Raw genomic sequence first — 25,552 nt, forward strand, 5'->3', positions numbered from 1 at the left:
TTGAGAGCATTTATTTGCCTCGATCAAATTTGACATTGTTGGAGAGTTTGATCCTGGCTCAGGACGAACGCTGGCGGCGTGCTTAACACATGCAAGTCGAACGATGATCCGGTTTCGGCCGGGGATTAGTGGCGAACGGGTGAGTAACACGTGGGCAATCTGCCCTGTACTTTGGGATAAGCCTGGGAAACTGGGTCTAATACCGGATATGACCGGGCCTCGCATGGGGTTTGGTGGAAAGCTCCGGCGGTACAGGATGAGCCCGCGGCCTATCAGCTTGTTGGTGGGGTAATGGCCTACCAAGGCGACGACGGGTAGCCGGCCTGAGAGGGTGACCGGCCACACTGGGACTGAGACACGGCCCAGACTCCTACGGGAGGCAGCAGTGGGGAATATTGCACAATGGGCGCAAGCCTGATGCAGCGACGCCGCGTGAGGGATGACGGCCTTCGGGTTGTAAACCTCTTTCGCCAGGGACGAAGCGCAAGTGACGGTACCTGGATAAGAAGCACCGGCTAACTACGTGCCAGCAGCCGCGGTAATACGTAGGGTGCGAGCGTTGTCCGGAATTATTGGGCGTAAAGAGCTCGTAGGCGGTTTGTCGCGTCGTTCGTGAAAACTCCACGCTTAACGTGGAGCGTGCGGGCGATACGGGCAGACTTGAGTTCGGTAGGGGAGACTGGAATTCCTGGTGTAGCGGTGAAATGCGCAGATATCAGGAGGAACACCGGTGGCGAAGGCGGGTCTCTGGGCCGATACTGACGCTGAGGAGCGAAAGCGTGGGGAGCGAACAGGATTAGATACCCTGGTAGTCCACGCTGTAAACGTTGGGCGCTAGGTGTGGGCGACATCCACGTTGTCCGTGCCGTAGCTAACGCATTAAGCGCCCCGCCTGGGGAGTACGGCCGCAAGGCTAAAACTCAAAGGAATTGACGGGGGCCCGCACAAGCGGCGGAGCATGTGGATTAATTCGATGCAACGCGAAGAACCTTACCTGGGCTTGACATGCGCCAGACATCCCTAGAGATAGGGCTTCCCTTGTGGTTGGTGTACAGGTGGTGCATGGCTGTCGTCAGCTCGTGTCGTGAGATGTTGGGTTAAGTCCCGCAACGAGCGCAACCCTTATCCTACGTTGCCAGCGCGTCATGGCGGGGACTCGTGGGAGACTGCCGGGGTCAACTCGGAGGAAGGTGGGGATGACGTCAAGTCATCATGCCCCTTATGTCCAGGGCTTCACACATGCTACAATGGCTGGTACAGAGGGCTGCGATACCGCGAGGTGGAGCGAATCCCTTAAAGCCGGTCTCAGTTCGGATCGCAGTCTGCAACTCGACTGCGTGAAGTCGGAGTCGCTAGTAATCGCAGATCAGCAACGCTGCGGTGAATACGTTCCCGGGCCTTGTACACACCGCCCGTCACGTCATGAAAGTCGGTAACACCCGAAGCCCATGGCCCAACCCGCAAGGGGGGGAGTGGTCGAAGGTGGGACTGGCGATTGGGACGAAGTCGTAACAAGGTAGCCGTACCGGAAGGTGCGGCTGGATCACCTCCTTTCTAAGGAGCAACACATCCACAGTCCCGGTTATTGACCGGATCAGTGCTGTGGAGTGGCCAGGGTTTCACCACCGACTGTGTGGTGGCGCTGGTTGCTCAAGGAATTGTGGAACTACTGGTTAGGGTTCGAGATTGGGTTGCCGGCGGGGGCGAGTACTGCTTCTCCGGAAGCGTGGAAAGTGTTACGCCGGATTCAGTCGAGAATTGTTCACTATGCACGCTGTTGGGTCCTGAGGCAACACGCCAAGGGGCTTACGCCCCGGGACGTTTGTTTCTGGTGTGGTGTTTGAGAACTGTAGAGTGGATGCGAGCATCTTTGTGGTCAAGTTGTTAAGGGCACATGGTGGATGTCTTGGCTTCAGGAGCCGATGAAGGACGTGGGAGGCTGCGATATGCCTCGGGGAGCTGTCAACCGAGCTGTGATCCGAGGATTTCCGAATGGGGAAACCCAGCACCAGTTATGTGGTGTTACCCGCATCTGAATATATAGGGTGTGTGGAGGGAACGCGGGGAAGTGAAACATCTCAGTACCCGTAGGAAGAGAAAACAACCGTGATTCCGTGAGTAGTGGCGAGCGAAAGCGGAAGAGGCTAAACCATGCACATGTCAAGCTGTCAGGCGTTGTGTGTGTGGTGTTGTGGGACCCGCCTTGGAAGATCTGACAGTCTTCCGGGTTTGCGCGTGTGTTAGTGGAACGCCTTGGGATGGGCGACCGGAGTGGGTGAGAGTCCCGTACGCGAAAACACATGTTTGTGGACCTTGGTGGTGTTCCCGAGTAGCAGCGAGCTCGTGGAATTTGCTGTGAATCTGCCGGGACCACCCGGTAAGCCTAAATACTTCCTGAAGACCGATAGCGGACTAGTACCGTGAGGGAAAGATGAAAAGTACCCCGGGAGGGGAGTGAAAGAGTACCTGAAACCGTGTGCCTACAAGCCGTCAGAGCCCGAGCACATCCTTGTGATGTTGAGGTGATGGCGTGCCTTTTGAAGAATGAGCCTGCGAGTTAGTGCTGCGTGGCGAGGTTAACCCGTGTGGGGTAGCCGTAGCGAAAGCGAGTCTGAATAGGGCGATTGAGTCGCGTGGTCTAGACCCGAAGCGGAGTGATCTACCCATGGCCAGGCTGAAGCGTCGGTAAGACGACGTGGAGGGCCGAACCCACTTAGGTTGAAAACTGAGGGGATGAGCTGTGGGTAGGGGTGAAAGGCCAATCAAACTCCGTGATAGCTGGTTCTCCCCGAAATGCATTTAGGTGCAGCGTCACATGTTTCTCCACGGGGGTAGAGCTACTGGATGGTCTAGGGGCCTTACCGGGTTACCGAAATCAACCAAACTCCGAATACCGTGGTGTGAGAGTGTGGCAGTGAGACGGCGGGGGATAAGCTTCGTCGTCGAGAGGGAAACAGCCCAGAACACCAGCTAAGGCCCCTAAGTGTGTGCTCAGTGGGAAAGGATGTGGGATTGCCCAGACAACCAGGAGGTTGGCTTAGAAGCAGCCACCCTTGAAAGAGTGCGTAATAGCTCACTGGTCAAGTGGTCCTGCGCCGACAATGTAGCGGGGCTTAAGCACACCGCCGAAGCTGTGTCATTGACACATATAGATCGGCGTTCTCCTTGCGGGGACGTCTAGTCGTGTTGATGGGTAGGGGAGCGTCCTGCATCCAGGGAAGCGGCGGCGGAAGCCAGTCGTGGAGGGTGTGGGAGTGAGAATGCAGGCATGAGTAGCGAATGCAGAGTGAGAAACTCTGCCGCCGGATGACCAAGGGTTCCTGGGCCAGGCTAATCCGCCCAGGGTAAGTCGGGACCTAAGGCGAGGCCGACAGGCGTAGTCGATGGATAACGGGTTGATATTCCCGTACCCGAGCACGTGCGCCCAGGATGAGGCGGTTGATACTAACCACCCGAAGCGCCATCCAAGACCCTTCGGGGTGGAGGGTGGTTGTGGAGCGTGGGATCTGATTCCGTAGTAGTCGAGTGATGGGGTGACGCAGGAAGGTAGCTCCGCCAGTGAGTGGTAGTACTGGTGTAAGCGTGTAGACCGAGTGGTAGGCAAATCCGCCGCTCATTAAGGTTGAGACGTGATGCGTAGCCGATTGAGGCGAAGTAGAGTGATCCTATGCTGCCGAGAAAAGCCTCTAGCGAGTGCGTGCACGGCCCGTACCCCAAACCAACACAGGTGGTCAGGTAGAGAATACTAAGGCGATCGGGTGAACTGTGGTTAAGGAACTCGGCAAAATGCCCCCGTAACTTCGGGAGAAGGGGGGCCAAACACTCTGAAGTCCCTTGCGGACTAGGGGTGGGTGGCCGCAGAGACCAGCGGAAAGCGACTGTTTACTAAAAACACAGGTCCATGCGAAGTCGCAAGACGATGTATATGGACTGACGCCTGCCCGGTGCTGGAACGTTAAGAGGACCGGTTAACCCTTCGGGGTGAAGCTGAGAATTTAAGCGCCAGTAAACGGCGGTGGTAACTATAACCATCCTAAGGTAGCGAAATTCCTTGTCGGGTAAGTTCCGACCTGCACGAATGGCGTAACGACTTTCCGGCTGTCTCAACCACAGGCCCGGCGAAATTGCACTACGAGTAAAGATGCTCGTTACGCGCGGCAGGACGGAAAGACCCCGGGACCTTTACTATAGTTTGGTATTGGTTTTCGGTTCGGCTTGTGTAGGATAGGTGGGAGACTGTGAAGCTGGCACGCTAGTGTTGGTGGAGTCGTTGTTGAAATACCACTCTGGTCGGATTGGGAATCTGAACCTCGGACCATGATCTGGTTCAGGGACAGTGCCTGATGGGTAGTTTAACTGGGGCGGTTGCCTCCTAAAGAGTAACGGAGGCGCCCAAAGGTTCCCTCAGCCTGGTTGGCAATCAGGTGTTGAGTGCAAGTGCACAAGGGAGCTTGACTGTGAGACAGACATGTCGAGCAGGGACGAAAGTCGGGACTAGTGATCCGGCACCACCTGGTGGAAGGGGTGTCGCTCAACGGATAAAAGGTACCCCGGGGATAACAGGCTGATCTTGCCCAAGAGTCCATATCGACGGCATGGTTTGGCACCTCGATGTCGGCTCGTCGCATCCTGGGGCCGGAGTAGGTCCCAAGGGTTGGGCTGTTCGCCCATTAAAGCGGCACGCGAGCTGGGTTTAGAACGTCGTGAGACAGTTCGGTCCCTATCCGCCGCGCGCGTAGGATACTTGAGGAAGGCTGTCCCTAGTACGAGAGGACCGGGACGGACGAACCTCTGGTATGCCAGTTGTCACGCCAGTGGCATGGCTGGTTGGCCACGTTCGGAAGGGATAACCGCTGAAGGCATCTAAGCGGGAAGCCTGTTCCAAGATGAGGTATCCCACCCCTTGTGGGTTAAGGCCCCCAACAGACCATTGGGTTGATAGGCCAGAAATGGAAGCACAGTAATGTGTTGTCGAGTTGACTGGTACTAATAGGCCGAGGACTTGCCCACAAAGATGTTACGCATCCACTCTACAGCTCTGAAACACCACACCGATCTGGAAACAGACTGTGTGTGTTGTTTCGTAGTGTTTCGGTGGTTATAGCGTCAGGGAAACGCCCGGTCCCATTCCGAACCCGGAAGCTAAGCCTGACAGCGCCGATGGTACTGCAACCGAAGGGTTGTGGGAGAGTAGGACACCGCCGGACTAACATTAAAGAAAAGGGCCCAGGTCGGTCGAGAACCCAGAGTTCTCCCGACCTGGGCCCTTTTTTCATACCCGAAACCCCGCCACACGCGTGACTAAACCCGTCACTCACGTGATCAGAGACGTCACACGCGTGATTGAACCCGTATCTCACGTGATCAGAGACGTGACACGTGTGATCACACGGACGACACCCGTGATCAGACGGACGACACGTGTGTTTACCGGGACGGCAAGCGTGATTGGCTGGCCGACACGGCACCCGGCCACCTGATCACACGTGTCGTCCCCCTGATCACGCGTGTCGTCCAACCAAACACACGCGTCGGCCGCCTGGGCACGCGAGATACGGGCTCAAGCACGCGAATGACGCCTCTGGACACGCGAGTTACGCCTCTGATCACGTGAGTGACGGGGTAGGGCACGCGAGGGGGTAAGCGAGGGGCGTAAGCGAGTTAGGGGCGGGTCGGGCGGCGTAGGTGGTAGATGTCCATGATCCAGCCCTTGCGGGAGCGCGCGGAGGCGCGGACGGAGCGGATCTCCGCGGCGAGGTCGGCGGTCAGGGGGCCGGAGAGCAGGAGCTCGTCGGGCGTCCCGAGGTACGCGCCCCAGTAGATCTCCAGGCCCGTGTCGACGAACTGCGAGAAGGTGCAGTTCGCATCCAGCATGACGAAGACGTCGTCGACGTCCGCGGGCCAGCCGGCTTCGAGGCGGCGGCCGGTCGTGACCAGGACCGGGCGGCCGATCTGGTTCATCGTGGTCCGGTGCCGGGAGGTCAGCGCGGCCACGCTGCTCACGCCCGGGATGACGTCGTACTCGAACTCGACGTTCCCCCTGGCGAGCACGGCGTCCAGCAGGGGCAGAGTCGAGTCGTAGAGCGCGGGGTCGCCCCACACGAGGAACGCGCCCCGCTCGTCGGGACCCAGCGAAGCGATCATGTTCTCGTAGACATCGGTCCGGAGCCGGTGCCAGTCGGCGACGGCCTTCCGGTAGTCGTCCGGAGTACGGTCGCGTTCGGGGTCCGGCGCCCGGACGACGCGGTAGCCGGGCCGTTCGACGAACCGGTCGAGGATCTCCTGGCGCAGCGCCGTCAGGTCCTGCTTCTCCGAACCCTTGTCGAGGACGAAGAACACATCGGTCTCGTTCAGTCGCCGGACGGCCTGGACGGTCAGGTGTTCCGGGTCGCCGGCGCCGATGCCGATGGCGGAGATCTTCCTCATTTCCGCAGTGTCCCCGCACCCTCCGTGCACACCCCTACCCCCACGGGGTATAAAGGAAGTGATCGATCCACCTGTCCTGTAGAGGAGTTCGTACCGATGGCCGAAACCACCTACACCGTCAAGGGCATGTCCTGCGGGCACTGCGCCTCCTCCGTCACCGAGGAGGTCAGCGGGATCGCGGGTGTCAGCGCCGTGAACGTGGACGTCGCCAGCGGCAAGGTCACCGTCACCAGTGACGCGCCCCTGGACGTCCAGGCCGTCGACGCGGCCGTCACCGAGGCCGGTTACCAGCTCGTCTCGTGAGCACCGCCGTCAAGGTGTCGGCGTTCGCCGCGGCTCTGGTCGTGGTGTTCGCCGTCGCCTGGGCGATCGGTTCCGCCGTCGGGCCGCTGGACGAGCCGCCCGCGCCGGCGCCGGCCAGCGAGCATCACGGGCACCATCCGGGAGGTACGCCGTGAGCGCCGCGACATCCCAGCGGGTCGAGCTGGCCATCGGCGGGATGACCTGCGCCTCCTGCGCCGCGCGGGTCGAACGCAAGCTGAACAAGGTCGACGGCGTCTCCGCCACGGTCAATTACGCCACCGAGAAGGCGCAGGTCGACTTCCCCGCCGCGCTCTCGGTCGAAGAACTCGTCGGTGTCGTCGAGTCGGCCGGCTACACGGCCCAGCCGCCCCAGCCCGACGAAGACGAAGACCAGACCGGCTCCCTGAGAACCCGTCTCGTGGTCTCCGCCGTGCTCGCCGTGCCGGTGATCGTGCTGGCGATGGTCCCGGCCTGGCAGTTCACCTACTGGCAGTGGGTCTCGCTGGTGCTGGCCGCGCCGGTCGTCACCTGGGGCGCGTGGCCGTTCCACCGCCCGGCCTGGACGAACCTCCGCCATGGCGCCGCCACCATGGACACCCTGATCTCGCTCGGCGTCGTCGCCGCCACGCTCTGGTCGCTGTACGCCCTGCTGTTCGGCGCGGCCGGCGTACCCGGCATGCGCCACGGCTTCGAGCTGACGATGCAGCGCGGGTCCGGCGCGGGCAACGTCTACCTCGAGGTCGCCGCCGGGGTGACCACCTTCCTTCTGGCTGGCCGGTACTTCGAGGCCAGGTCCAAGCGCCGCTCCGGAGCCGCGCTGCGGGCGCTGCTCGAACTCGGGGCGAAGGACGTCGCGGTCCTCAAGGACGGCCAAGAGAGCCGCGTCCCGATCGGTGCGCTGAAGACGGGCGACGAGTTCGTCGTGCGGCCGGGGGAGAAGATCGCCACCGACGGTGTCGTGACCGACGGCGGCTCGGCCGTCGACCTGAGCATGCTGACGGGTGAAGCCGTCCCGGTGGAGGTCGGCGCAGGGGACGCCGTCGTCGGCGGGACGGTCAACGCGAGCGGGCGGCTCGTCGTCCGCGCCACCCGGGTCGGCGCCGACACGCGGCTCGCGCAGATGGCACGGCTGGTGGAGGACGCGCAGAACGGCAAGGCGCGGGTCCAGCGGCTCGCCGACCGGGTGTCGGCCGTGTTCGTCCCAGTGGTGATCGCGCTCGCGGTCGGCACACTCGGCTTCTGGCTCGGCGCGGGCAGCGGAGCCGACGCCGCCTTCACCGCCGCCGTCGCGGTCCTGATCATCGCTTGCCCGTGCGCGCTCGGCCTTGCCACACCGACAGCGCTGCTGGTCAGCACTGGGCGCGGCGCGCAGCTGGGCATCCTCATCAAGGGTCCGGAGGTGCTCGAATCCACTCGTGCCATCGACACCGTCGTGCTGGACAAGACCGGCACGGTGACCGCCGGGAAGATGAGTCTCACCGATCTTTTCGGCGCCGATGAGACCGAGGTGCTGCGCCTGGCCGCGGCGGTCGAGCACGCTTCCGAACATCCGATCGCCCGCGCGATCGTCGAGGCCGCCGAGAAGCGGCTGGGTGAGCTGCCTCCGGTCGGCGGGTTCCGCAGTGTCGAGGGCCTTGGCGTCATCGGCGAGGTCGACGGCAAGACCGTTCTCGCCGGGCGGCCCGCGCTCCTCGACCAGCACGGTATCGCGGTCGGCGACGAGTATTCCCAGGTTAAGACGGCCGCCGAGGATCGTGGCGCGACCGCGGTGGTCGTCGCTTGGGACGGCGAGACACGTGGCGTGGTCGTCGTCGCCGACACGGTCAAGCCGACGTCGGCCGAGGCCGTGGCGGAACTGAAGGCGCTCGGGCTCCGCCCTGTCCTGCTGACCGGCGACAACACCGGTTCCGCGAAGGCCGTCGCCGCCGAGGTGGGGATCGACGAGGTGGTCGCGGAGGTCCTGCCCGCGGACAAGGTCGACGTCGTCGAACGGCTGCAGGCCGAAGGACGCGTGGTCGCCATGGTCGGCGACGGCGTCAACGACGCGGCCGCGCTCGCACAGGCCGACCTCGGTCTCTCGATGGGGACCGGGACGGATGCCGCGATCGAGGCCGGTGACCTCACCCTGGTGCGCGGCGACCTGCGCGCGGCCGCGGACGCCATCCGGCTCGCGCGCCGCACCCTCGCCACGATCAAGGGCAACCTGTTCTGGGCGTTCGCCTACAACGTCGCCGCGCTGCCGCTGGCCGCGCTCGGCCTGCTCAACCCCATGATCGCGGGGGCCGCGATGGCGTTCTCCTCGGTGTTCGTCGTCACCAACAGCCTGCGGCTGCGACGCTTCAGGACCGGACCAGCCGGGCGATGGCGTCGGACGCCTCCCGGACCTTGAGGTCGGCCTCTTCACCGCCGGCGGCGGCGGCGTGGACCACGCAGGTGGCGAGGTGCTCGTCCAGCAGTTCGAGGGAGAACGACTGCAGCGCCTTCGTGGCCGCGGACACCTGGGTCAGGATGTCGATGCAGTACTTGTCCTCTTCCACCATCCGCTGCAAGCCGCGGATCTGTCCTTCGATCCGGCGCAGGCGCTTGAGATAGGCCTCCCGCTCGGTGCCGTAGCCCGTCATTCCGCACCCGTTCTCTCGTCGTTCCCTGTCCTCGACCACTATACCCTCCCCACGTATATGCGTGGGTCGGCCGAATTCCAGGATGCCAGGATGTCGAGGACGATCCGGCGGCTCCGACTCCTGCGTGAGTGGCCGGGGCACCGGCCGCCGGACGACCAGGAGGAACACCGATGAAGTACATGATCATGATCACCATGAACCCCACCGCCTGGGACGCGCTCCCCGAGGAGGAGCGCAACGAGGTGGTCGCGCGCATCGACCCTTTCATGAAGAAGCTCACCGAGAGCGGCGAACTGCTGGGGACGCAGGCGCTGGCGGAACCGAAGGAGAGCACGGTGGTCCGGGTGCGTGACGGCGTCCCGGTGGTCACCGACGGCCCGTTCGCGGAGTCGAAGGAGTACCTGGCCGGCTTCTACCTGGTCGAATGCGACAGCAAGGAGCGCGCGATCGAGATCGCGGGCCAGATCCCGGACGCGCATATCAACGCGATGGAGATCCGGCCGGTCGTCTTTTCTTCAGGCGACCCCGCTTAGGTCGCGGCCGCTTCGGTGCCGGTGCGGGCTTCGGGCCTGCTCCGGCGCTGAACGGGCACTTCCGGTTTCGGTGTGGGGGACACGGCCAGCACCGAACCGGCCTCGGTGAGCAGCTCTCGGCAGCCGACCAGCTGTTTCAGTACGTCGTCGCGCAGGCGGAGGGCCACGTCGGCCTTCTGCCGCGCTTCGGCGACCAGGCGCTCGCTCTCCGCGGCGGCGTCGTCGAGCAATTGTTTCGCCCGGGCCTGCGCGGCCTCGTCCCGTGCTGCGAGCGCGCGCATCGCCTCCGCGCGGCGCAGCGACATGGCGAGCTCGAAGTCTTCGGCGACCCGCTTCCGTTCCGCCTCGGCCTTGGCGGCCTGCTCGGCGGCGCGGGCGGTGATGTCCTCGGCTTCTTCGCGGGTGAGTTCGAGCATCCGGCGCGAGCGCTCCTGCAACGCGTCCGGCGCGATCGGGACACGGCTGATCCGGTCGACCGTGGCCTTCAATTCGCGAATGTCCTCGCGCGCGCCGGTGAGTTCGGCGGCGAGAGCCTCTTCGCGGCGGAGAGCCTCGTCGCGTTCGGCTTCCACTCGTCGTAGTTCGGCTTCCACCTCGCGAACGAATTCCCGGACCTGCGCGCGATCGAAACCACGCCACGCCAGATCGAAGCCGGGCATCTCCATTGGTCACCTCCACAGTGGTCGATGTGTCGCCATTGGGCGCTTTCTCTTGCCACACGGGGCTTTCACCGACCAGTGTGCCTGAAGCCGCGGCGACACGCGCCACGGGTGGGTGGTCTTTGCGTTGAACGGTACGCGCAAGCGGGAAGAAGCGTGAAGCCGGCGAACCGGTGGGAGAATGGACGACCATCGCTTACCCCTACTGGAGGTGGCCGCGTGACGAGCAGCCGAATTCGGGTCCCTGGCTGGAATACGGCGACAGCGGCCGAAGGGTATCGGCAGGTCAGAGAGAACTTCGCGATCTTGCTCGCCGATCACGCCGGTGCCGCCGAGCGGGCCGTCCCTGCTTGTCCACAGTGGACCGTCCGGGAGCTGGTCGCGCATCTGGCCGAGATCTGCGATCGGGTGATCACCCGGTTCGGTGGCGAGGCCTGCCCGGTACCGGAGACGGCGTCGGCCGCCGAAGTGCTGAAACTCTGGCTCGAACGCGGCCCCGAGGCCGACACCCTCCTCGCCGCCGACGGCGACGGGAAGGGCCGCGGCGACATCATGGTGATGGACGCCTTCACCCACGAGCTCGATCTCCGGTACGCGCTCGGCGTTCCGCCGCCCGGGGCGCACGCCGCCTGGCTGCGGGGATTCGAAGTGCTCGTCCGCGGCCTCGGCGACTCGCTCGGCAGGCACGGACTGCCCGGCATGCGGATCGAGACCGAGGGCGCGACCTGGGTCGCGGGTACCGAGCCGGTCGCGGCGGTGCTTTCGGGTGCGCCCGTGGACCTGTACCGGTCGCTCGCCGGGCGCCGGAGCCCGGCCCAGATCGCCGCCATGGACTGGCTTGGCGATCCCGAGCCGTGGCTCCGGGCCTTCACCTGGGGGCCGTTCGCCCCGCCGGAGGAGGAGATCGAGCGGTGATCAGCCGGTCGGGGACATCGAGGACAGCGCCGCGGCCAGCGCGAGCACCACGGCGACGATCAGCACCTCGACCCCGACGCTGATCCGCAGTTTCCGCAGGTCGGCGGTCACCACACCGGCACCGCCGCGCCCGGAGATCCCGCGCCGCACGGCGTTGCGGCTCACGTTCGCCACCAGCAGCAGCGCGGTGAATCCGGCCAGCTTCGCCACGAAGAGGATGCCGTAGGCCGACGTCCAGAGCGCCTCGACCGACGGCACGAGCCGGAAGCCGAGGTAGGCGCCGCTGACCACCATGATCACGATCGACCGGGTGGCGATCGGGTGGAACCGCGCCAGCGCCGGTTCGGCTTCGGATGCCGAATACGTGCCGCGCAGGAGCACGGCCAGCTGGATCAGCCCGCCGACCCAGACGGCCATCGCGCCGAAATGCGCCAGATCGGCGCTGACCGAGAGGAACATGATCTTGTCGGCCACCGCGTGCCCGGTCGCGGAGAAGCTCAGCATCACGATGAACCCGGCGGCGATGCCGAGGTTCTCGTAGCGAGAGCGCAGCCGGTCCGGCAGGTCGCCCGCGAGCAGCCGTCGCACGATCACAGCGAGCGCGACGATCGCGGCCAGGCGCAGGAGCAGGAGCTTCCCGTACGCCACCCGCAGGGTCGCCTCGATCAGTGCCGGATCGAAGATCGCGCCCGCCCCGCGGCCCGCGACGTACGGACCTTGCAGCAGGAATCCGGCCACGGCCGTGACCCCGGAGACCCAGATGCCCGCGGTGATCAGCTTCCGCGCCGATGGATCGGTGCGGCCTTCCGGGCGGCAGACCAGCAGGAACACCAACCCGCCCAGCAGCGCGACACCACCGAAGGAGCCCCAGCGGAAGGTGGTGAACAGCGCGTCGGTCACCGGGTCGGTCCCGGTGGAGGCGGACACCGCGCCCGCCGACGTGATCAGGGGACCGGTGCCGATCACGAAGGCGATCGTGCCGCGCACCGGATGCGAATCCGTCGAGACGAAGGCGTACTCGACGAGGTAACTGCCGTCGGGAAGATCGGGCTCCAGTTCGACGGCGACCTCTTCGGCGACCTCGCCCGGCTGGAAGACCGGACCGGCCACCACGTCAGTGCCTTGCTGGTCGAGCACCTTGATCGAGTTCGGCTGGATGCCGATGTTCTCCGACAGGGTGAGCGAGACCCGGGCGGGGGCCGAGGTGAGCCGGGCGCCGTCGGCGGGGTTCGAGGAAAGGAGTTCGACGTGGGCCGAGGCCGGGGCCGCGGTGAGCACCGCGACCCCGAAACACGCCGCCAGCAACGCCAGTAGCGCGAAGAGCCTCCTGGTCACGACGCCGCGGTCGCCAGCTCACGCCGGCTTTCGGGCGAGCACGTGCACCCGGTCAGCTCCCGCTCGGCGGCGGGAGCCTTCCGGTGCACGATCATCGCGATGATCATCGGGATGGTGACGATCGTGTTGTAGAACAGGTGCAGTTCCACGCGCGGGATGAACAGCTGGATGATGCTGCTCGGCGCCGTGCCGCCGCCGAGCCGCCAGCCGGTCTGCGCCTGGATCAGCAGGAGCAGGTGTTCGATGTGGTGCCAGAACTGCAACCCGAGCGCGAGGTTCCACCACTGCCGCGAACGGCCGGCGAAACCTTTGCGCAGGGCGAACAGGAAGACCAGCATGACGATGGCGTAGCCGTAGTGCAGCCATTCGGAGCTGATCAGTTTCGGGAAGGGGATCCCGAGTACGCCGCGCGCGTCCGGGGTCTTCCAGCCGAGGGCGTAGATCTGGAACGCCTGCACCAGGTGTTCCGCCCAGTGGGCCACGACCACCACCGCGAAGGAGAGAAGAGCCGCGCGGTGGTATTTCCCGTTGAGCGCGGCGAGTAGACCCGGACGCGAATCGAGTGTGGCCATGAAGGGCTCCTATGACGAAAGACCGACCGGTGACGGATCCTGACGATAGCCCGCGATCCGGAGGTTTCCGTTACTCCGGATTGCTGATCCGACCTGCGGTATTACGCCGGATGGCTCAACGGACGACGATTCCTTCGGTCACTTTCGGAGCCGCGGGGATGTGGAACAGTTCCGCGAACAGTTCGAGGTATTCGAAGGCGCCTTCGAGGCGGATCTTGCCGGTTCGCGTCGCGTCGGCGGCGGTGAGGTCCCCGGTCAGGAGGTCCTTGATGAACGGGCCGAGCGGTTCGATGACCGCGTCGGCGCCGGGGTGCGCGCCCTCCGCGACCTTGAGCGCGCCGTCCTCGACGATCGCGTGCAGGATCATCTCGCCCGGGTAGCGCAGTTCGTAGGTGACCTGGACGCCCTTGGCCTTCTCGCTCCGGAAGGTCGTGTACAGCGAGAGGATCGCCGAGTCCAGGGTGAAGACGTCGTCGGCGGACGGCTGCCCGAGCGACCGAGCGCCCCAGAGGCCGAGGTCCAGCACGATCTGGTCGAGTTCGCTGCCGTACTCGGTGAGTTCGTAGACCACCGCGGCGTCGAGCTGGGGGAGCAGGCGGCGGCGGAGCACCCCGGACTGCTCGAGTTCGTTGAGCCGCGCGGACAGCGTGCTCGGCGGGATCTTGGGCAGGCCTGCCTGCAGCTCGGTGAACCGCTTCGGGCCGAGGACGAGGTCACGGACGATCAGCAGCGACCAGCGTTCGCCGATGATCTCCAGCGCCCTGGCCAGACCGCAGAACTGTCCATAGGTACGAATGCTCATCCGTCGATCCTCACTTTCGTTTCCGTTGCGGGGAGTGGTGTTCACGCGGGTTCACCCTCGGACAGCAGGCCGTGGTGCAGTACCTGCAGTTCGTCACAGGGTTCGACGCCGAGTTCGTGGTTGAGCCGGGTCCGCACCTGACGGTACGTGGCGAGCGCGTCGGAACGCCGCCCGCTGCGGCCGAGCACGCGGATCAGCTGCCCGTGCAGGGCCTCGTCCAGCGGGTTCGCGGCGACCAGGGACCGCAGTTCGCCGATCAGCTCGTGCCGCATCCCGGCCGCGATGTCCGCCTCGATCCGCAGGTGCAGCGTGCTGCGCCGCTGCTCGACCAGATCGACCGAGTACGCCGACAGCACTGGTCCACAGTGGACGTTCGCGAGCGGCGGGCCCGACCACAGGGCGAGCGCGGAACGGAAGGCCTTCGCCGCTTCGGCGTGCTCGCCTCGCAGTTGCAGCTCCCGGCCCCGCTGCTGCAGCTCCTGGAACTCGAAGACGTCCACCTGCTCGGGGGCGATCCCGAACACGTACCCCGGCGGTTTCGTCGCCAGCATGGTCTCCCCGTACGGGGCGAGCTCGTTCTCCTCGATGCACTTGCGAAGCTGGTAGACGTAGGTGTGCATGGTGGTGCGGACGCTGCGCGGCGGGTCGTCGGCCCACAGTTCCCGCACGATCGTGTCGATGGGGACGATCTTCCCCGGGCTCATCACCAGCATGGCGAGCACCTGCAACAGCTTCGGTGTCGTCGGCGCGTAGTCGATCCCGTCCCGCACGAGTTCGAGCGGGCCGAGGAGGGTGAAACGGAGGGGGCTTGCGGGCGCGACCGGAATCGGGTTGGGTGCCGAGCCGTGGTGCGTGTCCGCTACTCGTGATCCGGTGTACATCGCAAGCGCCCTCCAGCTCGATACGCGTCGAGACCTGATTCCCAGTACTTCGACAGTGGCAGAGCGGCCCGGCGCGGGCCAGTGAGCCGTCCACCAGCTGTCGCGTGCGTGCGTCCCGGAAGAACGTGGGTTTTTCATGTCCGAGGCGTGAATCGCGCACTGGCCGGGGTGGAGCCCGCCGAGCAGGATTCGAGAATCGAACCGACCTACTGGGGGTCTTCATGCGCGAGGCGTCTTCCACGACCGGCTCGATCAACGGCGCGCTGGGGTTCAAACGGCATCTACGCGCGGAGATCCGCGAGGGGAGCGGCGCCTACCTGTTCTCCGAACAAGGGGTCATCGCGATGCGCGGCGCGCAGGTCGCGTCGGTGGCTGCCCTGCTCGACGGCACCCGCGACCTGGACGGGCTCCTGGCCGCCCGCCCGGACGGAATGAGCGCCGAACAGGTCACCGGCGTGCTGGCCAGGCTGGTCGAGGCGGGTCTGGTCACCGTCCACGTCCCGGACGAGATCAGCGGGGACGAACGCGCGCTCGCGTACTGGGACGCGTGCGGTCTCGACGCCTCCGCGGTGGCCAGCCGTCAGAAGCCGGCGACGGCGAGCCTGACCGCGGTCGGCCGGGGCATCGACACGTCGCAGGTGGCGAGCGGGCTGGCCGCGAGCGGGATCGAAGTGGTCGGCACGGCGTCCGAACTGGCCATCGTGCTGTGCGACGACTATCTCGACCCGCGGCTGGCGGAGATCGACGCCGAGCACCGGCGTACCGGGCGGCCCTGGCTGCTGGCCCGGCCGTCGGGTGCGCAGGTGTGGATCGGCCCGATCATGCAGCCCGGCCGGTCCGGCTGCTGGCACTGCCTGACGAACCGGCTGTGGGGGCACCGGCACGCCGAGGCCTGCGTGCAGGAGGTCCTCGGGCACGACGGCCCCGCGTCGTTCCCGATGCCCGCCGTGCCGCCGCTGACCGCGGCCGCGTCGCACCTCATCTCCCTCGAAGCGTCCAAATGGCTGGCGGGACACCGCTATCCGGGGCAGCAGGCCGTGTGGATCCTGGACACGCTCGACCTCCAGGGGCGCCTGCACGAACTGCGGCGCCGCCCCCAATGCCCCGAATGCGGTGACGAGGGGATCGTCGCCGCGCGGACGGCCGAGCCGGTGGTGCTGCGGGAGGCCAAGAAGGCGACATCGGGCGGTGGCGGGCATCGGACCCTCACCCCGGTCGAGGTGCTCGACCGCTACGGCCACCTGGTCAGCCCGGTCACCGGGATCGTCAAGGAGATCTCCCGCGACCCCCGGGCGCCGGCGTTCGTGAACGCGTACCACTCCGGCAAGAACGTCGCGCGCCGCGTGCGCGGCGAGGCCGGGTTGCAGGCCGGGCTGCGCGGGGAGAACGGCGGCAAGGGCGCGAGCCCGATCGACGCCGAGGTCGGCGCGCTGTGCGAGGCGATCGAGCGGTACTCGGCGAACTACCAGGGCGACGAACTGCGGATCCGCGACACCTTCCGCGCGCTCGGCGAGGACGCCGTCCACCCGAACTCGTGCATGCTCTTCGACGAGCGTCAATACGAGGGCCGCGCCGAGTGGAACGCCCTGCACGCCGACTTCCAGTACGTCCCGGAACGGTTCGACACCGAGGCCGCCATCGACTGGACGCCGCTGTGGTCGCTCACGCGGCAGCGCCGCAAGCTGATGCCGGCCGCGTACCTCTATTACGGGGTGCCGTGGGAATGCGGGCTCACCGGGATGCGCGCGGACTCCAACGGTTGCGCGGCCGGAAGCAGTATCGAGGACGCGATCCTGCAGGGACTGCTCGAACTCGTCGAACGCGACGCCGTCGCGCTGTGGTGGTACAACCGGCTTCCCGTTCCCGGCGTGGACATCGCTTCGTTCGACGACCCGTGGGCCGAGGAGATGGTCGGCCAGTACGCGCGCGCCGGCCGGGAACTGTGGATCCTCGACCTGACGGCGGACCTCGGTGTCCCGGTGATGGTCGCGCTTTCCAGGAGTATCGTCGGGCCCCGCGAAAACGTCATGATGGGTTTCGGCGCCCACCTGGATCCCAGGACGGCGCTGCGGCGGGCGGTCAGCGAGCTCAACCAGTTGATCCCGGCGGTGCTCGCGAACGACGTCGAACTCGACGACCCCGACGCGGCACGATGGCTCCGGTACGCGACGGTCGCGAACCAGCCGTATCTGCTGCCGGCGCCCGGCCGATCGGCGAAACGGGCCGCGGACTTCAAGTTCGTCCGTCGTCCCGACGTCCGTGACGACGTGGAGTGCTTGGTACGGAGGCTTTCCGTGCTGGGAATGGAGACGCTGGTGCTGGACCAGACGAGGCCCGACATCGATCTCCCGGTGGTCCGGGTGGTCGTTCCGGGGCTGCGTCCGTTCTGGAGCCGCTTCGCCCCCGGACGGCTGTTCGACGTACCGGTACGCCTGGGCAGGCTCGCCGAACCGACTCCCTACGAGCGGTTGAATCCCTTCCCCATGTTCTTGTAGATCAAGCTGGAGCAACAGTTGACGACAGATCCCCTCGGCGGTGTGGCCGAAACGATCCCCCTGTGGTCGCTCACCGACGACAGCCTCGTCGAAATCAGTGAGGACGGCTCACTGGTGGTCGTCACGCGCTGGGGTGAGCACGAATTCCCGCACGCGGAACCGCTGGTGGTGGAATCGTTGCGGCGGATGGCCTTGGGGCCGGTGTCGCTGGCGAACGTGACGTCGTCATGGGAGCCCGTCGAACGGGAACCCGATCTCGAAGGCGAACTGAGCTGGACGGCCGAGGGCGCCGACGCGCTGCGGCAGGTGCTCAAGGAACTCGGCGGCTCCGTGGTGCGCTCGCTGGGTCTCGCCGACGGCCGCGGACCGCTGCTGTCGGTGATCCCGGTCGTGCTCGCGCCGGTGTTCGCACCGGTGGCGATCCCCGCCACGCGCCCGATCCGGTTGTCCCGCTTCAGTTCCCTGCGTTCCGACGCCGACGGAATGGGGTTGGAGTCGCCCTCCGCGCGTTATCGCGTGGTGCTGTCCCAGCCGTGGGCGGTGCACGTCGCGGCGACCCTCGCGACGGCGAAGTCGGTGGGGGAGATCGTGACCACGACCGGGATCGATCGCGGCGTGGTGGGCGCGATCGTGTCCTATCTGGTCGCCGCGGGGGTCGTCCAGGCCGCCGGGGAGAACGGCAGGTTCGCCGAGGACGACGATCCCGAACTGGGCGTGTGGTCTCCGGACGAGTTGTCGTTCCACACCACGAGCCGCACCTGGCGGCCCGGCGGCCCGGCCGATCTCGCCGGGCTCGGGAATCCGCCGGTGGTCAAGGCTCCCACCGGTGAAGGCCCGAGCTACTCGTTGTTCCGGCCGGATCTGGCCGAGCGCGCGGAAACCGATCCGACGCTGACGGCGTTGCTGGAGAACGACCACAGCTGCCCGGAGTTCACCGAAAGCGTGTTGTCGGCCGAGCAGATCGGCGAATTCCTGTTCCGTGGCGCGAGAATCCGGTCGATCGGGCCCGCGCATCTTCCGAACGGGCCCGCGCACAGCGCCTCGCAGCGCCCGTATTTCAGCGTCGCCTGCCTGTACGAACTCGAGCTGTACGTGTCGGTGAACCGCTGTTCGGGGCTGGACCGCGGAATCTACCACTACGATCCGCTCGACCACCGGCTCAGCCTGGTCAACGACGACGTGGCCGATCTCGACGAGATGCTCGACATCGCGATGATCGGCGGTGGCAACCACCGGCGGCCCTCGGCGCTGATCACCGTCACCGCGCGGATGCCGCGGATGGCGTCCGTGCTCGGCGGTGGCGCGTACGCCACGACGCTGGCGCATGTCGGCGCGTTGCAGCAGACGCTCTACCTTGTCGCCCGCGCCATGGGGCTGGCCGCGCACGCCGTCCCGGTGGACGCCGGCGACCGCGTCGACCGAGCGCTCAAACTCGACTGGCCCGCCGAGGTGGGCGTCGGTGAATGCGTGCTCGATCTTCCGGTGGACGCCGTGGGGGAGTGAACGGCGAGGTGGTCGTGAGTGGCGTTTCGGGTTAGAACCCGAAACGCCACTCACGACCGTCCGCCGATCGCGCAAGTTCGGACAAGACCGCAGGACCCATCTCGATCGCTCGTCGAGCCCGCTGAAATCACCGACGCGTTAGCTGGCGTACAGAGAAAAGCGACAGCGAATCCGAGGTTGGTCTGATGCAGCTACGAACAGTCGCCATGGCGGCGAACGAGAAAGGCGTCACCGAACCCGGTCGGCACCCTGAGCCGGCGTCTCCCTTGCAACCCGCGGTGCTGCAGGCCATCTCCGCGATGCACGCGAGGTATTTCGACCCGATCACCTTGAGCGACCTGGCACAGGAAGTCTTCGTCAGCCCGTTCCATTTCTCGCGGATCTTCGCGAAGGCGACCGGGGTCACCCCCGGCCGCTACCTCACCGCGATCCGGCTCTTCGAAGCGAAACGACTGCTGCTGACGACATCGCTGACGGTGTCGGACATCGTGTGCAGCGTCGGCTACAGCAGTGTCGGCACGTTCACGAGCCGCTTCACCCGTGCGGTCGGGATGACCCCGACCCAGTACCGCGATCCCGAGGTCGGCGAGCTGCTGGTGGCGATGGCGCCGCACTTCCAGCGGCTGCCGACCCTGGAAGCGTTGCACAGCGCCGGAATGGGCAGCCCCACGATGCGAACCGGTACCGGCACGATCAGCGTGCGGGTCGAGACCCCGCGCGGGGCAGGCCCGGCGACCGTCCTCATCGGACTGTTCGCCGAGTCGATCCCGCAGTGCGGCCCGGTCGCCTTCGGTGGCAGGGCGAACGTCCTGTCCGCGGACATCGAGATCCAGAACGTCCCCGAGGGCCGGTGGACCGTCATCGGGGTGGCCGAGCACGCCGCCGGGACCGCGGCGTCGTCGTTCTCCGTCGGCACCCTGCCCGGCCGCGTCGACATCACCCGGTACGGCATGGTGCACCTCCGGATGCCGATGCGGGCACCGTCGCCGACCGACGCGCCGATGGCGATCACCCTCGCCGACGGCCCGGCGCCTGCCGGGAACCGGATGGTCGCGCCGGCGCCCGGCTACCTGCGCGCGGTGGCCTGACCGAAAGTCGTTCCCGCGTTCTCCCGGTCTCGCAAACCGGGAGAACGCGGACGCAACCGTGGAGTAGCTGGGCTATCGCCACGCATGTGACGCTTTAACCGATCCGGAATTCGAATCCACCCGATAGGGGGAGAGTGCGTTGGGCAATGGTTGGCGCACGATCAGACGCCGCATGATCACGCCGGACGTCTCCGAGACGTCACTGGACAAGCGCGGTTTCCACAAGAAGAGCCCGGCCGCTCAAGAATTGCTGGAGACCGTCGGTGAGAAATTCCTGCTCGGCTACGCGCACGCGGTCGAAGCGCGGTCCGTCGGGCAGGCGGAAGAATGGCTCGAGCGTATTCCGGTGAAATACCGCGGCTTCGCCTACGAAGGCGCGGGAATGGGTTACGGAATGCTGGACGGGCTGCCCGGCGGCGGCCGCCGCCACATCGAGGGATTCCTCGACGGGCCCGGTGAGAAGCACGACTACATCATCTACGTCGGCGTCGGCTGGGCGATGGCGCGGCTGCCGCGCTTCCGCTGGCCCTCCGCCGACGACTTCGACCCGTTGCTGCGCTGGCTGGTGCTCGACGGCTACGGCTTCCACCAAGCGTACTTCAAGACGGCGAAGTACATCGACGGGCAGTACCAGGACCCCGGCTTCTCCTGGCCGCCCGGCAACGACGGGTACGCGCTGCGCGCGATCGACCAGGGGATCGGGCGGGCGCTGTGGTTCATCTGCGGTACCGACGTCGATCTGGTCGCCGACGCGATCGCGCGCTTCCCGGAGCGGCGCCACGGAGACCTCTACGCCGGAGTCGGGCTCGCCTCGACCTACGCCTGCGGGGTCACCTCCGACGAACTGCTGAAACTGGCCGAGTTCGCCGGTGAGCACCGCGGGAATCTCGCCCAGGGCAGCGCTTTCGCCGCCGAAGCCCGCGTCCGCGCCGGGCTGCTGATCCCCGAGACCGAGGTCGCCACGCAGGCGATCTGCGGGCTGCCGGCCGAGCGGGCCGCGGCCATCACCCAGGAGGTGCGCCCCGCGACCGTGGTCGACGGCGAACTCCCGGCTTTCGAAACCTGGCGACAGCGCATCGCCGAAGCGATTCTTTCTGGAGGTGCAGGGAAATGACCGCGACCTTGGGCTGGCTCCGCAAGCAGCTTGCGGGCATCGTGGCCTTGGTGCTGATGGCGGGTCTGTTCGTGGTGGCCCAGCTGCCTACGGTCTCGACCGCCGAGGCCGACACGATGGCCTCGAAGTACGCGTTCGAACCACTCACGATCGCCTTGCCGGAAGCGGCGAAGAGCCAGTCGATCCGGACGGTGAACAAGGACTACGAGCACATCCGGGCCTGGATCTCGTCGGTCGGCGCCGCGATCGCGGTCAACGACCTCGACGGCGACAAGCTCGCGAACGACCTGTGCTTCGTCGACCCGCGCAGCGACCAGGTCGTCATCACGCCGACGCCGGGCAAGGGCGGCGACCGCTACGCGCCGTTCGCGCTCGACGCGGCGCCGCTGCCGATGGGCAAGTACATCGCGCCCATGGGCTGTGTGCCCGCGGACTACAACGAGGACGGCCGGGTCGACCTGCTGGCCTACTACTGGGGCCGCACCCCGATCCTGTTCCTCTCGAAGCCGGACGCCACGAAGCTGGAGCCGAAGGCCTACGAGCCGGTGGAACTGGTGCCGGGCAACAACTCCAAGAACGGCGAGTACTCCGGTCCACTGTGGAACACCAACGCCGCTTCGGTCGGTGACTTCGACGGCGACGGCCACCAGGACATCTTCATCGGCAACTATTTCCCCGACAGCGCGGTGCTGGACGACCGTGTCCAGGGCGGGGTCGAGATGAACAAGTCGATGTCGCACGCGGACAACGCGGGTGGCAAGTACATCCTGCGGTTCACCGGCGCCACCCAGGGCGCGAAGCCGACCGCGTCGTTCGCCCTCGACGACAAGGCCATCCCGGCCGACGCCCAGGGCGGCTGGTCGCTGGCGGCCAGCGCGACCGACGTCGACGGGGACAACCTGCCGGAGCTCTACATCGGCAACGACTTCGGCCACGACCGCCTGCTGTACAACAAGTCCCGCCCCGGGCACGTCGAGTTCGCCGAGGTGAAGGGCGTCCGCGGGCCCAACGAGCCGAAGTCCAAGGTGCTCGGCAACGACTCCTTCAAGGGCATGGGCGTCGACTTCGCCGACCTCGACCACGACGGTCTCTACGACCTGTACGTCAGCAACATCACGACGTCCTGGGGCATCGAGGAAAGCCACTTCCAGTTCATGAACATCGCCAAGGACACCGCGGATCTGCGCGGCCGTCTGCAGGGCGGCGAGGCGCCGTGGGTCGACCGCAGCGCGCAGGCGGGCACCGCGTGGTCCGGCTGGGGCTGGGACGTCAAGATCGCCGACTACAACAACAGCGGCGAATCGGTGATCACGCAGGCGACCGGGTTCGTCAAGGGCGACGTCAACCGCTGGCCGCAGCTGCAGGAACTGGCGACCTCGAACGACGAACTGCTGAAGCACCCGTCCTTCTGGCCGAACATGGTGGCCGGTGACGACGTCGGCGGCGACCACACCCTGCACTTCTGGGCCAAGAGCGCCGACGGCCGCTACACCGACCTCGCCCCGCGCCTCGGGCTCGCGGTCCCGGTGCCCACCCGCGGTATCGCCACCGGTGACGCCGAGGGCGACGGCAAGCTCGACTTCGCCGTGGCCCGCCAGTGGGAGCAGCCGATCTTCTACCGCAACGTCAGCCCCGACTCCGGGTCGTACCTGAACCTGAAGCTGGTGCACGACAAGGCTTCGGCGGATGGTCCGCTCCAGGCGGCGGGCACCGCGGCGATCGGCGCGCAGGTCACCGTCATCACCCCCGACGGCAAGAAGTACATGGACCGGGTCGACGGCGGCAGCGGCCACTCCGGCAAGCGCAGCCACGAGATCCAGATCGGACTCGGCAAGGTCACCGGGCCGGTGAAGGTCTGCCTGCAGTGGCGCGACCTGACCGGGCAGATCCGCACGCAGGAAGTCCAGCTGACCCCGGGCAGCCACACCTTCCAGCTCGGCGCTCAGGCTAAGGAGAAATGACCGTCATGGCTGAGCAGACACTCACGGCACCGAAGAGCAACAAGACGATCACGGCGCTTCGCCGGTTCGCGATCTCGATCACGATCTTCAACATCATCGGCTACACCGTGCTCGGTTTCGAGCAGCCCTACACCTATCCGTTCATCGCGCTGGCCACGGCGTACGCCACGGAGATCCTGCTGGAGATCATCGGCGCCCGGGCACAGGGCCGGGGCGTCCGCTTCCGCGGCAACGGTTTCAAGGGACTCGTGGAGTTCCTGTTCCCGGCGCACATCACCGGTCTCGCGCTGAACATGCTCACCTACGTCAACGACCAGGTGCTGGTCATGATGTTCGGCGTGGTGGTCGCCGTCGGCGCCAAGTGGGTCCTGCAGGCCCCGGTGCGGGGCCGGCTGCGGCACTACATGAACCCGTCGAACTTCGGCATCACGATCATCCTTCTGGTGTTCCCCTGGGCGAGCATCGCGCCGCCGTATCACTTCACCGAGCAGGTCGACTCCTGGGTCGGCTGGCTGATCGTCGGCATCATCATCGTCTCGGGCACCGTGCTCAACGCGATGCTGACGCAGCGGATGTGGCTGATCGGCGCGTGGCTGATCACCTTCGCCCTCCAGGCGATCATCCGTGGGTGGATGTTCGACACCGCGATCCCCGGCGCGCTCGGGATGATGACCGGGGTGGCGTTCGTGCTCTACACGAACTACATGGTCACCGACCCGGGCACGACACCGTCGAAGCCCGCGTCGCAGGTCCTGTTCGGTTCGGGTGTGGCGCTGGCGTACGGGTTCTTCATGGTCGTGCACGTGGCGTATGGCCTGTTCCTCGCCACCGCGCTCGTCTGCCTCATCCGCGGCGCGTTCCTGTGGGGCCTGCACTTCTCCAAGAAGGCCACCGAGAAGTGGGAGGCCGAGCAGGCGAAGTCGGCCGAGGTCACCTCACTGCCCAAGCCGGCCGAGAAGCCGGAGACGGAAACCGGGGCCGTGGCGGCATGACCTCCGGTGCGGAAACCAGCCGGGCGGCGCGTCTCGCGCCGCCCGGCCCGCCGCGCCGGGCGACCTTCGGTCTGCTGAAGAAGCTCTTCACCGACCGGCTGGCGCTCATGTCGGATTCGGCCCAGGTGCACGGGGACGTCGTCCGGATCGCGATCGGTCCCAAGACGATGTACCTGGTGAACCACCCCGATCTGGCGAAACACGTGCTCGCGGACAACGCGGCCAACTACCACAAGGGAATCGGCCTCCAGGAGGCAAGGCGGGCGCTCGGCGACGGGCTGCTCACCAGTGACGGCGACGTCTGGAAGAAGCAGCGCCGGACCATCCAGCCGGTGTTCCAGCCCAAGCGGATCGCGCGGCAGGCCTCGGTCGTCGCGAACGAGGTCGAAGGCCTCGTGAAACGCTTGCGGGACACCGAAGGACCGGTGGAGATCCTGCACGAGATGACCGGGCTGACCCTCGGTGTGCTCGGCAAGACGCTGCTCGACGCGGACCTCGGCGGCTTCACGTCGCTGGGGCATTCGTTCGAAGCCGTGCAGGACCAGGCGATGTTCGAAGCCGTGACGCTGAGCATGGTCCCGCAGTGGGCCCCGCTGAAGAAGCAACTGCGGTTCCGGGAATCGCGGGCGGACCTCCGCCGGATCGCCGACGAACTCGTCGAGCAGCGGCTGGCCAACCCCGTCGAGAACGGCGAGGACGTGCTCTCGCGCCTCATCGCGACCGACGGGACCCGCGAGCAGATGCGGGACGAGCTGATCACGCTGCTGCTGGCCGGGCACGAGACGACGGCGAGCACGCTCGGCTGGGCGTTCCACTTGCTCGACGAACACCCCGACGTCTTGGCGAAACTGCGTGCCGAGGCCGACGCGGTACTGGGCGACCAGCTGCCGACCCACGACGACCTGCACCGGTTGCCGTACACGGCGAGGGTCGTGGAAGAGGTCATGCGGCTGTATCCGCCGGTATGGCTGCTGCCGCGGGTGGCGCAGGCCGACGACGAGATCGGCGGCTATCACGTCCCCGCCGGATCCGACGTCGTCGTCGTGCCCTACACGCTGCACCGGCACCCGGAGTTCTGGCCGGAGCCCGAGAGGTTCGACCCGGACCGGTTCGATCCGGACCGGCCGAGCGGACGGCCCCGGTACGCCTACATCCCGTTCGGCGCCGGGCCGCGATTCTGCATCGGCAACAGCCTCGGCGTGATGGAGGCCGTCTTCGTGCTGACGATGGTCCTGCGCGACCTCGAACTCAGGAAGCTCCCCGGCTACGACGTGGTCCCCGAGGCGATGCTGTCGCTGCGGGTGCGGGGCGGGCTGCCGATGACCGTGCACACCAGGAACAGGAGGTAGGTT

The 25,552-nt window shown here is 66.3% G+C and carries 19 protein-coding genes and 3 rRNA genes; 15 read left to right on the forward strand and 7 right to left on the reverse strand.

Going from position 1 to position 25,552, the window contains the following annotated elements; genetic code table 11:
* Nucleotides 1-35: 35 nt before the first annotated feature.
* The 3 genes from ACZ1DY_RS10780 (at nt 36) to rrf (ending at nt 5,207) form a co-directional block, all read left to right on the forward strand.
* A 16S ribosomal RNA gene (locus tag ACZ1DY_RS10780) occupies nt 36-1,554 on the forward strand.
* Between the two features lie 320 nt (nt 1,555-1,874).
* Nucleotides 1,875-5,010 (forward strand): 23S ribosomal RNA (locus ACZ1DY_RS10785).
* A gap of 80 nt (nt 5,011-5,090) precedes the next feature.
* A 5S ribosomal RNA gene (gene rrf / locus ACZ1DY_RS10790) occupies nt 5,091-5,207 on the forward strand.
* The 16S, 23S and 5S rRNA genes sit together here, the layout of an rRNA operon.
* 454 nt (nt 5,208-5,661) lie before the next feature.
* On the opposite strand, the gene cobF is transcribed toward rrf, so the two are convergent.
* A complete protein-coding gene (gene cobF, locus ACZ1DY_RS10795) occupies nt 5,662-6,426 on the reverse strand; it encodes a precorrin-6A synthase (deacetylating) (protein WP_465484236.1) in 765 nt (254 codons plus the stop codon).
* A gap of 96 nt (nt 6,427-6,522) precedes the next feature.
* Between cobF and ACZ1DY_RS10800 the strand changes: the two genes are divergently transcribed.
* From ACZ1DY_RS10800 to ACZ1DY_RS10810, 3 genes are read left to right on the forward strand one after another with little or no spacing between them, the layout of a single operon-like run.
* Nucleotides 6,523-6,729, forward strand: coding sequence for a heavy-metal-associated domain-containing protein (locus tag ACZ1DY_RS10800; protein ID WP_126729947.1), 207 nt, complete (start codon nt 6,523-6,525; stop codon nt 6,727-6,729).
* On the forward strand, nt 6,726-6,884 hold the full coding sequence (locus ACZ1DY_RS10805) for a hypothetical protein (protein ID WP_465484237.1): 159 nt from the start codon (nt 6,726-6,728) through the stop codon (nt 6,882-6,884). The genes ACZ1DY_RS10800 and ACZ1DY_RS10805 overlap by 4 nt, the downstream gene beginning before the upstream one ends.
* On the forward strand, nt 6,881-9,118 hold the full coding sequence (locus ACZ1DY_RS10810; RefSeq protein ID WP_465484238.1) for a heavy metal translocating P-type ATPase: 2,238 nt from the start codon (nt 6,881-6,883) through the stop codon (nt 9,116-9,118). The genes ACZ1DY_RS10805 and ACZ1DY_RS10810 overlap by 4 nt, the downstream gene beginning before the upstream one ends.
* Here ACZ1DY_RS10810 and ACZ1DY_RS10815 read toward each other — a convergent pair.
* On the reverse strand, nt 9,069-9,350 hold the full coding sequence (locus ACZ1DY_RS10815; RefSeq protein WP_007034631.1) for a metal-sensitive transcriptional regulator: 282 nt from the start codon (nt 9,348-9,350) through the stop codon (nt 9,069-9,071). The two genes, ACZ1DY_RS10810 and ACZ1DY_RS10815, sit on opposite strands and share 50 nt — an antisense overlap.
* Before the next feature lie 170 nt (nt 9,351-9,520).
* Between ACZ1DY_RS10815 and ACZ1DY_RS10820 the strand changes: the two genes are divergently transcribed.
* Nucleotides 9,521-9,883 (forward strand): YciI family protein, encoded by a 363-nt coding sequence (locus tag ACZ1DY_RS10820; protein ID WP_126729944.1) that lies wholly within the window; start codon nt 9,521-9,523, stop codon nt 9,881-9,883.
* Here the strand turns inward: ACZ1DY_RS10820 and ACZ1DY_RS10825 are convergent.
* Nucleotides 9,880-10,548: a M protein gene (locus tag ACZ1DY_RS10825; RefSeq protein WP_465484239.1), complete on the reverse strand. Its 669-nt coding sequence runs from the start codon at nt 10,546-10,548 to the stop codon at nt 9,880-9,882. The genes ACZ1DY_RS10820 and ACZ1DY_RS10825 overlap by 4 nt on opposite strands.
* Before the next feature lie 213 nt (nt 10,549-10,761).
* Between ACZ1DY_RS10825 and ACZ1DY_RS10830 the strand changes: the two genes are divergently transcribed.
* Nucleotides 10,762-11,457, forward strand: a complete 696-nt coding sequence (locus ACZ1DY_RS10830) for a maleylpyruvate isomerase family mycothiol-dependent enzyme (RefSeq protein WP_465484240.1) — start codon at nt 10,762-10,764, stop codon at nt 11,455-11,457.
* Here ACZ1DY_RS10830 and ACZ1DY_RS10835 read toward each other — a convergent pair whose 3' ends face one another.
* From ACZ1DY_RS10835 to ACZ1DY_RS10850, 4 genes are all read right to left on the reverse strand, one after another.
* Complete coding sequence (locus tag ACZ1DY_RS10835) at nt 11,458-12,792, reverse strand: copper resistance CopC/CopD family protein (RefSeq protein ID WP_465484241.1); 1,335 nt, start codon at nt 12,790-12,792, stop codon at nt 11,458-11,460. It abuts the gene before it with no gap.
* A complete protein-coding gene (locus tag ACZ1DY_RS10840) occupies nt 12,789-13,364 on the reverse strand; it encodes a hypothetical protein (protein ID WP_126729937.1) in 576 nt (191 codons plus the stop codon). Before ACZ1DY_RS10840 ends, ACZ1DY_RS10835 begins: the two co-directional genes overlap by 4 nt.
* 115 nt (nt 13,365-13,479) lie before the next feature.
* The gene (locus tag ACZ1DY_RS10845) at nt 13,480-14,166 is read right to left on the reverse strand and encodes a winged helix-turn-helix transcriptional regulator (protein ID WP_034313734.1); all 687 of its coding nucleotides are present in this window, start codon (nt 14,164-14,166) and stop codon (nt 13,480-13,482) included.
* A 41-nt stretch (nt 14,167-14,207) separates the two neighbouring features.
* Nucleotides 14,208-15,047 (reverse strand): AfsR/SARP family transcriptional regulator, encoded by an 840-nt coding sequence (locus tag ACZ1DY_RS10850; protein ID WP_257488508.1) that lies wholly within the window; start codon nt 15,045-15,047, stop codon nt 14,208-14,210.
* Nucleotides 15,048-15,268: 221 nt separating this feature from the next.
* Here ACZ1DY_RS10850 and ACZ1DY_RS10855 point away from each other — a divergent pair, with 221 nt between their 5' ends.
* The 7 genes from ACZ1DY_RS10855 (at nt 15,269) to ACZ1DY_RS10885 (ending at nt 25,549) form a co-directional block, all read left to right on the forward strand.
* Nucleotides 15,269-17,542, forward strand: a complete 2,274-nt coding sequence (locus tag ACZ1DY_RS10855; RefSeq protein ID WP_257488507.1) for a TOMM precursor leader peptide-binding protein — start codon at nt 15,269-15,271, stop codon at nt 17,540-17,542.
* Nucleotides 17,543-17,584: 42 nt separating this feature from the next.
* A complete protein-coding gene (locus ACZ1DY_RS10860; RefSeq protein ID WP_465485637.1) occupies nt 17,585-19,045 on the forward strand; it encodes a SagB family peptide dehydrogenase in 1,461 nt (486 codons plus the stop codon).
* A gap of 185 nt (nt 19,046-19,230) precedes the next feature.
* A complete protein-coding gene (locus tag ACZ1DY_RS10865) occupies nt 19,231-20,133 on the forward strand; it encodes a helix-turn-helix transcriptional regulator (RefSeq protein WP_371878869.1) in 903 nt (300 codons plus the stop codon).
* Between the two features lie 160 nt (nt 20,134-20,293).
* A complete protein-coding gene (locus tag ACZ1DY_RS10870; RefSeq protein WP_465485638.1) occupies nt 20,294-21,247 on the forward strand; it encodes a DUF1702 family protein in 954 nt (317 codons plus the stop codon).
* Entirely contained in the window at nt 21,244-23,208 is a 1,965-nt protein-coding gene (locus tag ACZ1DY_RS10875; RefSeq protein WP_465484242.1) for a CRTAC1 family protein, read from the forward strand. Before ACZ1DY_RS10870 ends, ACZ1DY_RS10875 begins: the two co-directional genes overlap by 4 nt.
* Nucleotides 23,205-24,200: an enediyne biosynthesis protein gene (locus tag ACZ1DY_RS10880; RefSeq protein WP_465484243.1), complete on the forward strand. Its 996-nt coding sequence runs from the start codon at nt 23,205-23,207 to the stop codon at nt 24,198-24,200. The genes ACZ1DY_RS10875 and ACZ1DY_RS10880 overlap by 4 nt, the downstream gene beginning before the upstream one ends.
* Nucleotides 24,197-25,549, forward strand: a complete 1,353-nt coding sequence (locus ACZ1DY_RS10885) for a cytochrome P450 (protein ID WP_465484244.1) — start codon at nt 24,197-24,199, stop codon at nt 25,547-25,549. The genes ACZ1DY_RS10880 and ACZ1DY_RS10885 overlap by 4 nt, the downstream gene beginning before the upstream one ends.
* Nucleotides 25,550-25,552: the final 3 nt, after the last annotated feature.

The organism is Amycolatopsis sp. PSD-21 (assembly GCF_055561455.1).

Excerpts from the sequence above, each read along its gene's own strand:
- cobF (WP_465484236.1), bottom strand. The coding sequence starts at position 6,426 with ATGAGGAAGATCTCCGCCATCGGCATCGGCGCCGGCGACCCGGAACAC.
- ACZ1DY_RS10800 (WP_126729947.1), top strand. The coding sequence starts at position 6,523 with ATGGCCGAAACCACCTACACCGTCAAGGGCATGTCCTGCGGGCACTGC.
- ACZ1DY_RS10815 (WP_007034631.1), bottom strand. The coding sequence starts at position 9,350 with ATGACGGGCTACGGCACCGAGCGGGAGGCCTATCTCAAGCGCCTGCGC.
- ACZ1DY_RS10820 (WP_126729944.1), top strand. The coding sequence starts at position 9,521 with ATGAAGTACATGATCATGATCACCATGAACCCCACCGCCTGGGACGCG.
- ACZ1DY_RS10825 (WP_465484239.1), bottom strand. The coding sequence starts at position 10,548 with ATGGAGATGCCCGGCTTCGATCTGGCGTGGCGTGGTTTCGATCGCGCG.
- ACZ1DY_RS10840 (WP_126729937.1), bottom strand. The coding sequence starts at position 13,364 with ATGGCCACACTCGATTCGCGTCCGGGTCTACTCGCCGCGCTCAACGGG.
- ACZ1DY_RS10845 (WP_034313734.1), bottom strand. The coding sequence starts at position 14,166 with ATGAGCATTCGTACCTATGGACAGTTCTGCGGTCTGGCCAGGGCGCTG.
- ACZ1DY_RS10850 (WP_257488508.1), bottom strand. The coding sequence starts at position 15,047 with ATGTACACCGGATCACGAGTAGCGGACACGCACCACGGCTCGGCACCC.
- ACZ1DY_RS10855 (WP_257488507.1), top strand. The coding sequence starts at position 15,269 with ATGCGCGAGGCGTCTTCCACGACCGGCTCGATCAACGGCGCGCTGGGG.
- ACZ1DY_RS10865 (WP_371878869.1), top strand. The coding sequence starts at position 19,231 with ATGCAGCTACGAACAGTCGCCATGGCGGCGAACGAGAAAGGCGTCACC.
- ACZ1DY_RS10875 (WP_465484242.1), top strand. The coding sequence starts at position 21,244 with ATGACCGCGACCTTGGGCTGGCTCCGCAAGCAGCTTGCGGGCATCGTG.
- ACZ1DY_RS10880 (WP_465484243.1), top strand. The coding sequence starts at position 23,205 with ATGACCGTCATGGCTGAGCAGACACTCACGGCACCGAAGAGCAACAAG.
- ACZ1DY_RS10885 (WP_465484244.1), top strand. The coding sequence starts at position 24,197 with ATGACCTCCGGTGCGGAAACCAGCCGGGCGGCGCGTCTCGCGCCGCCC.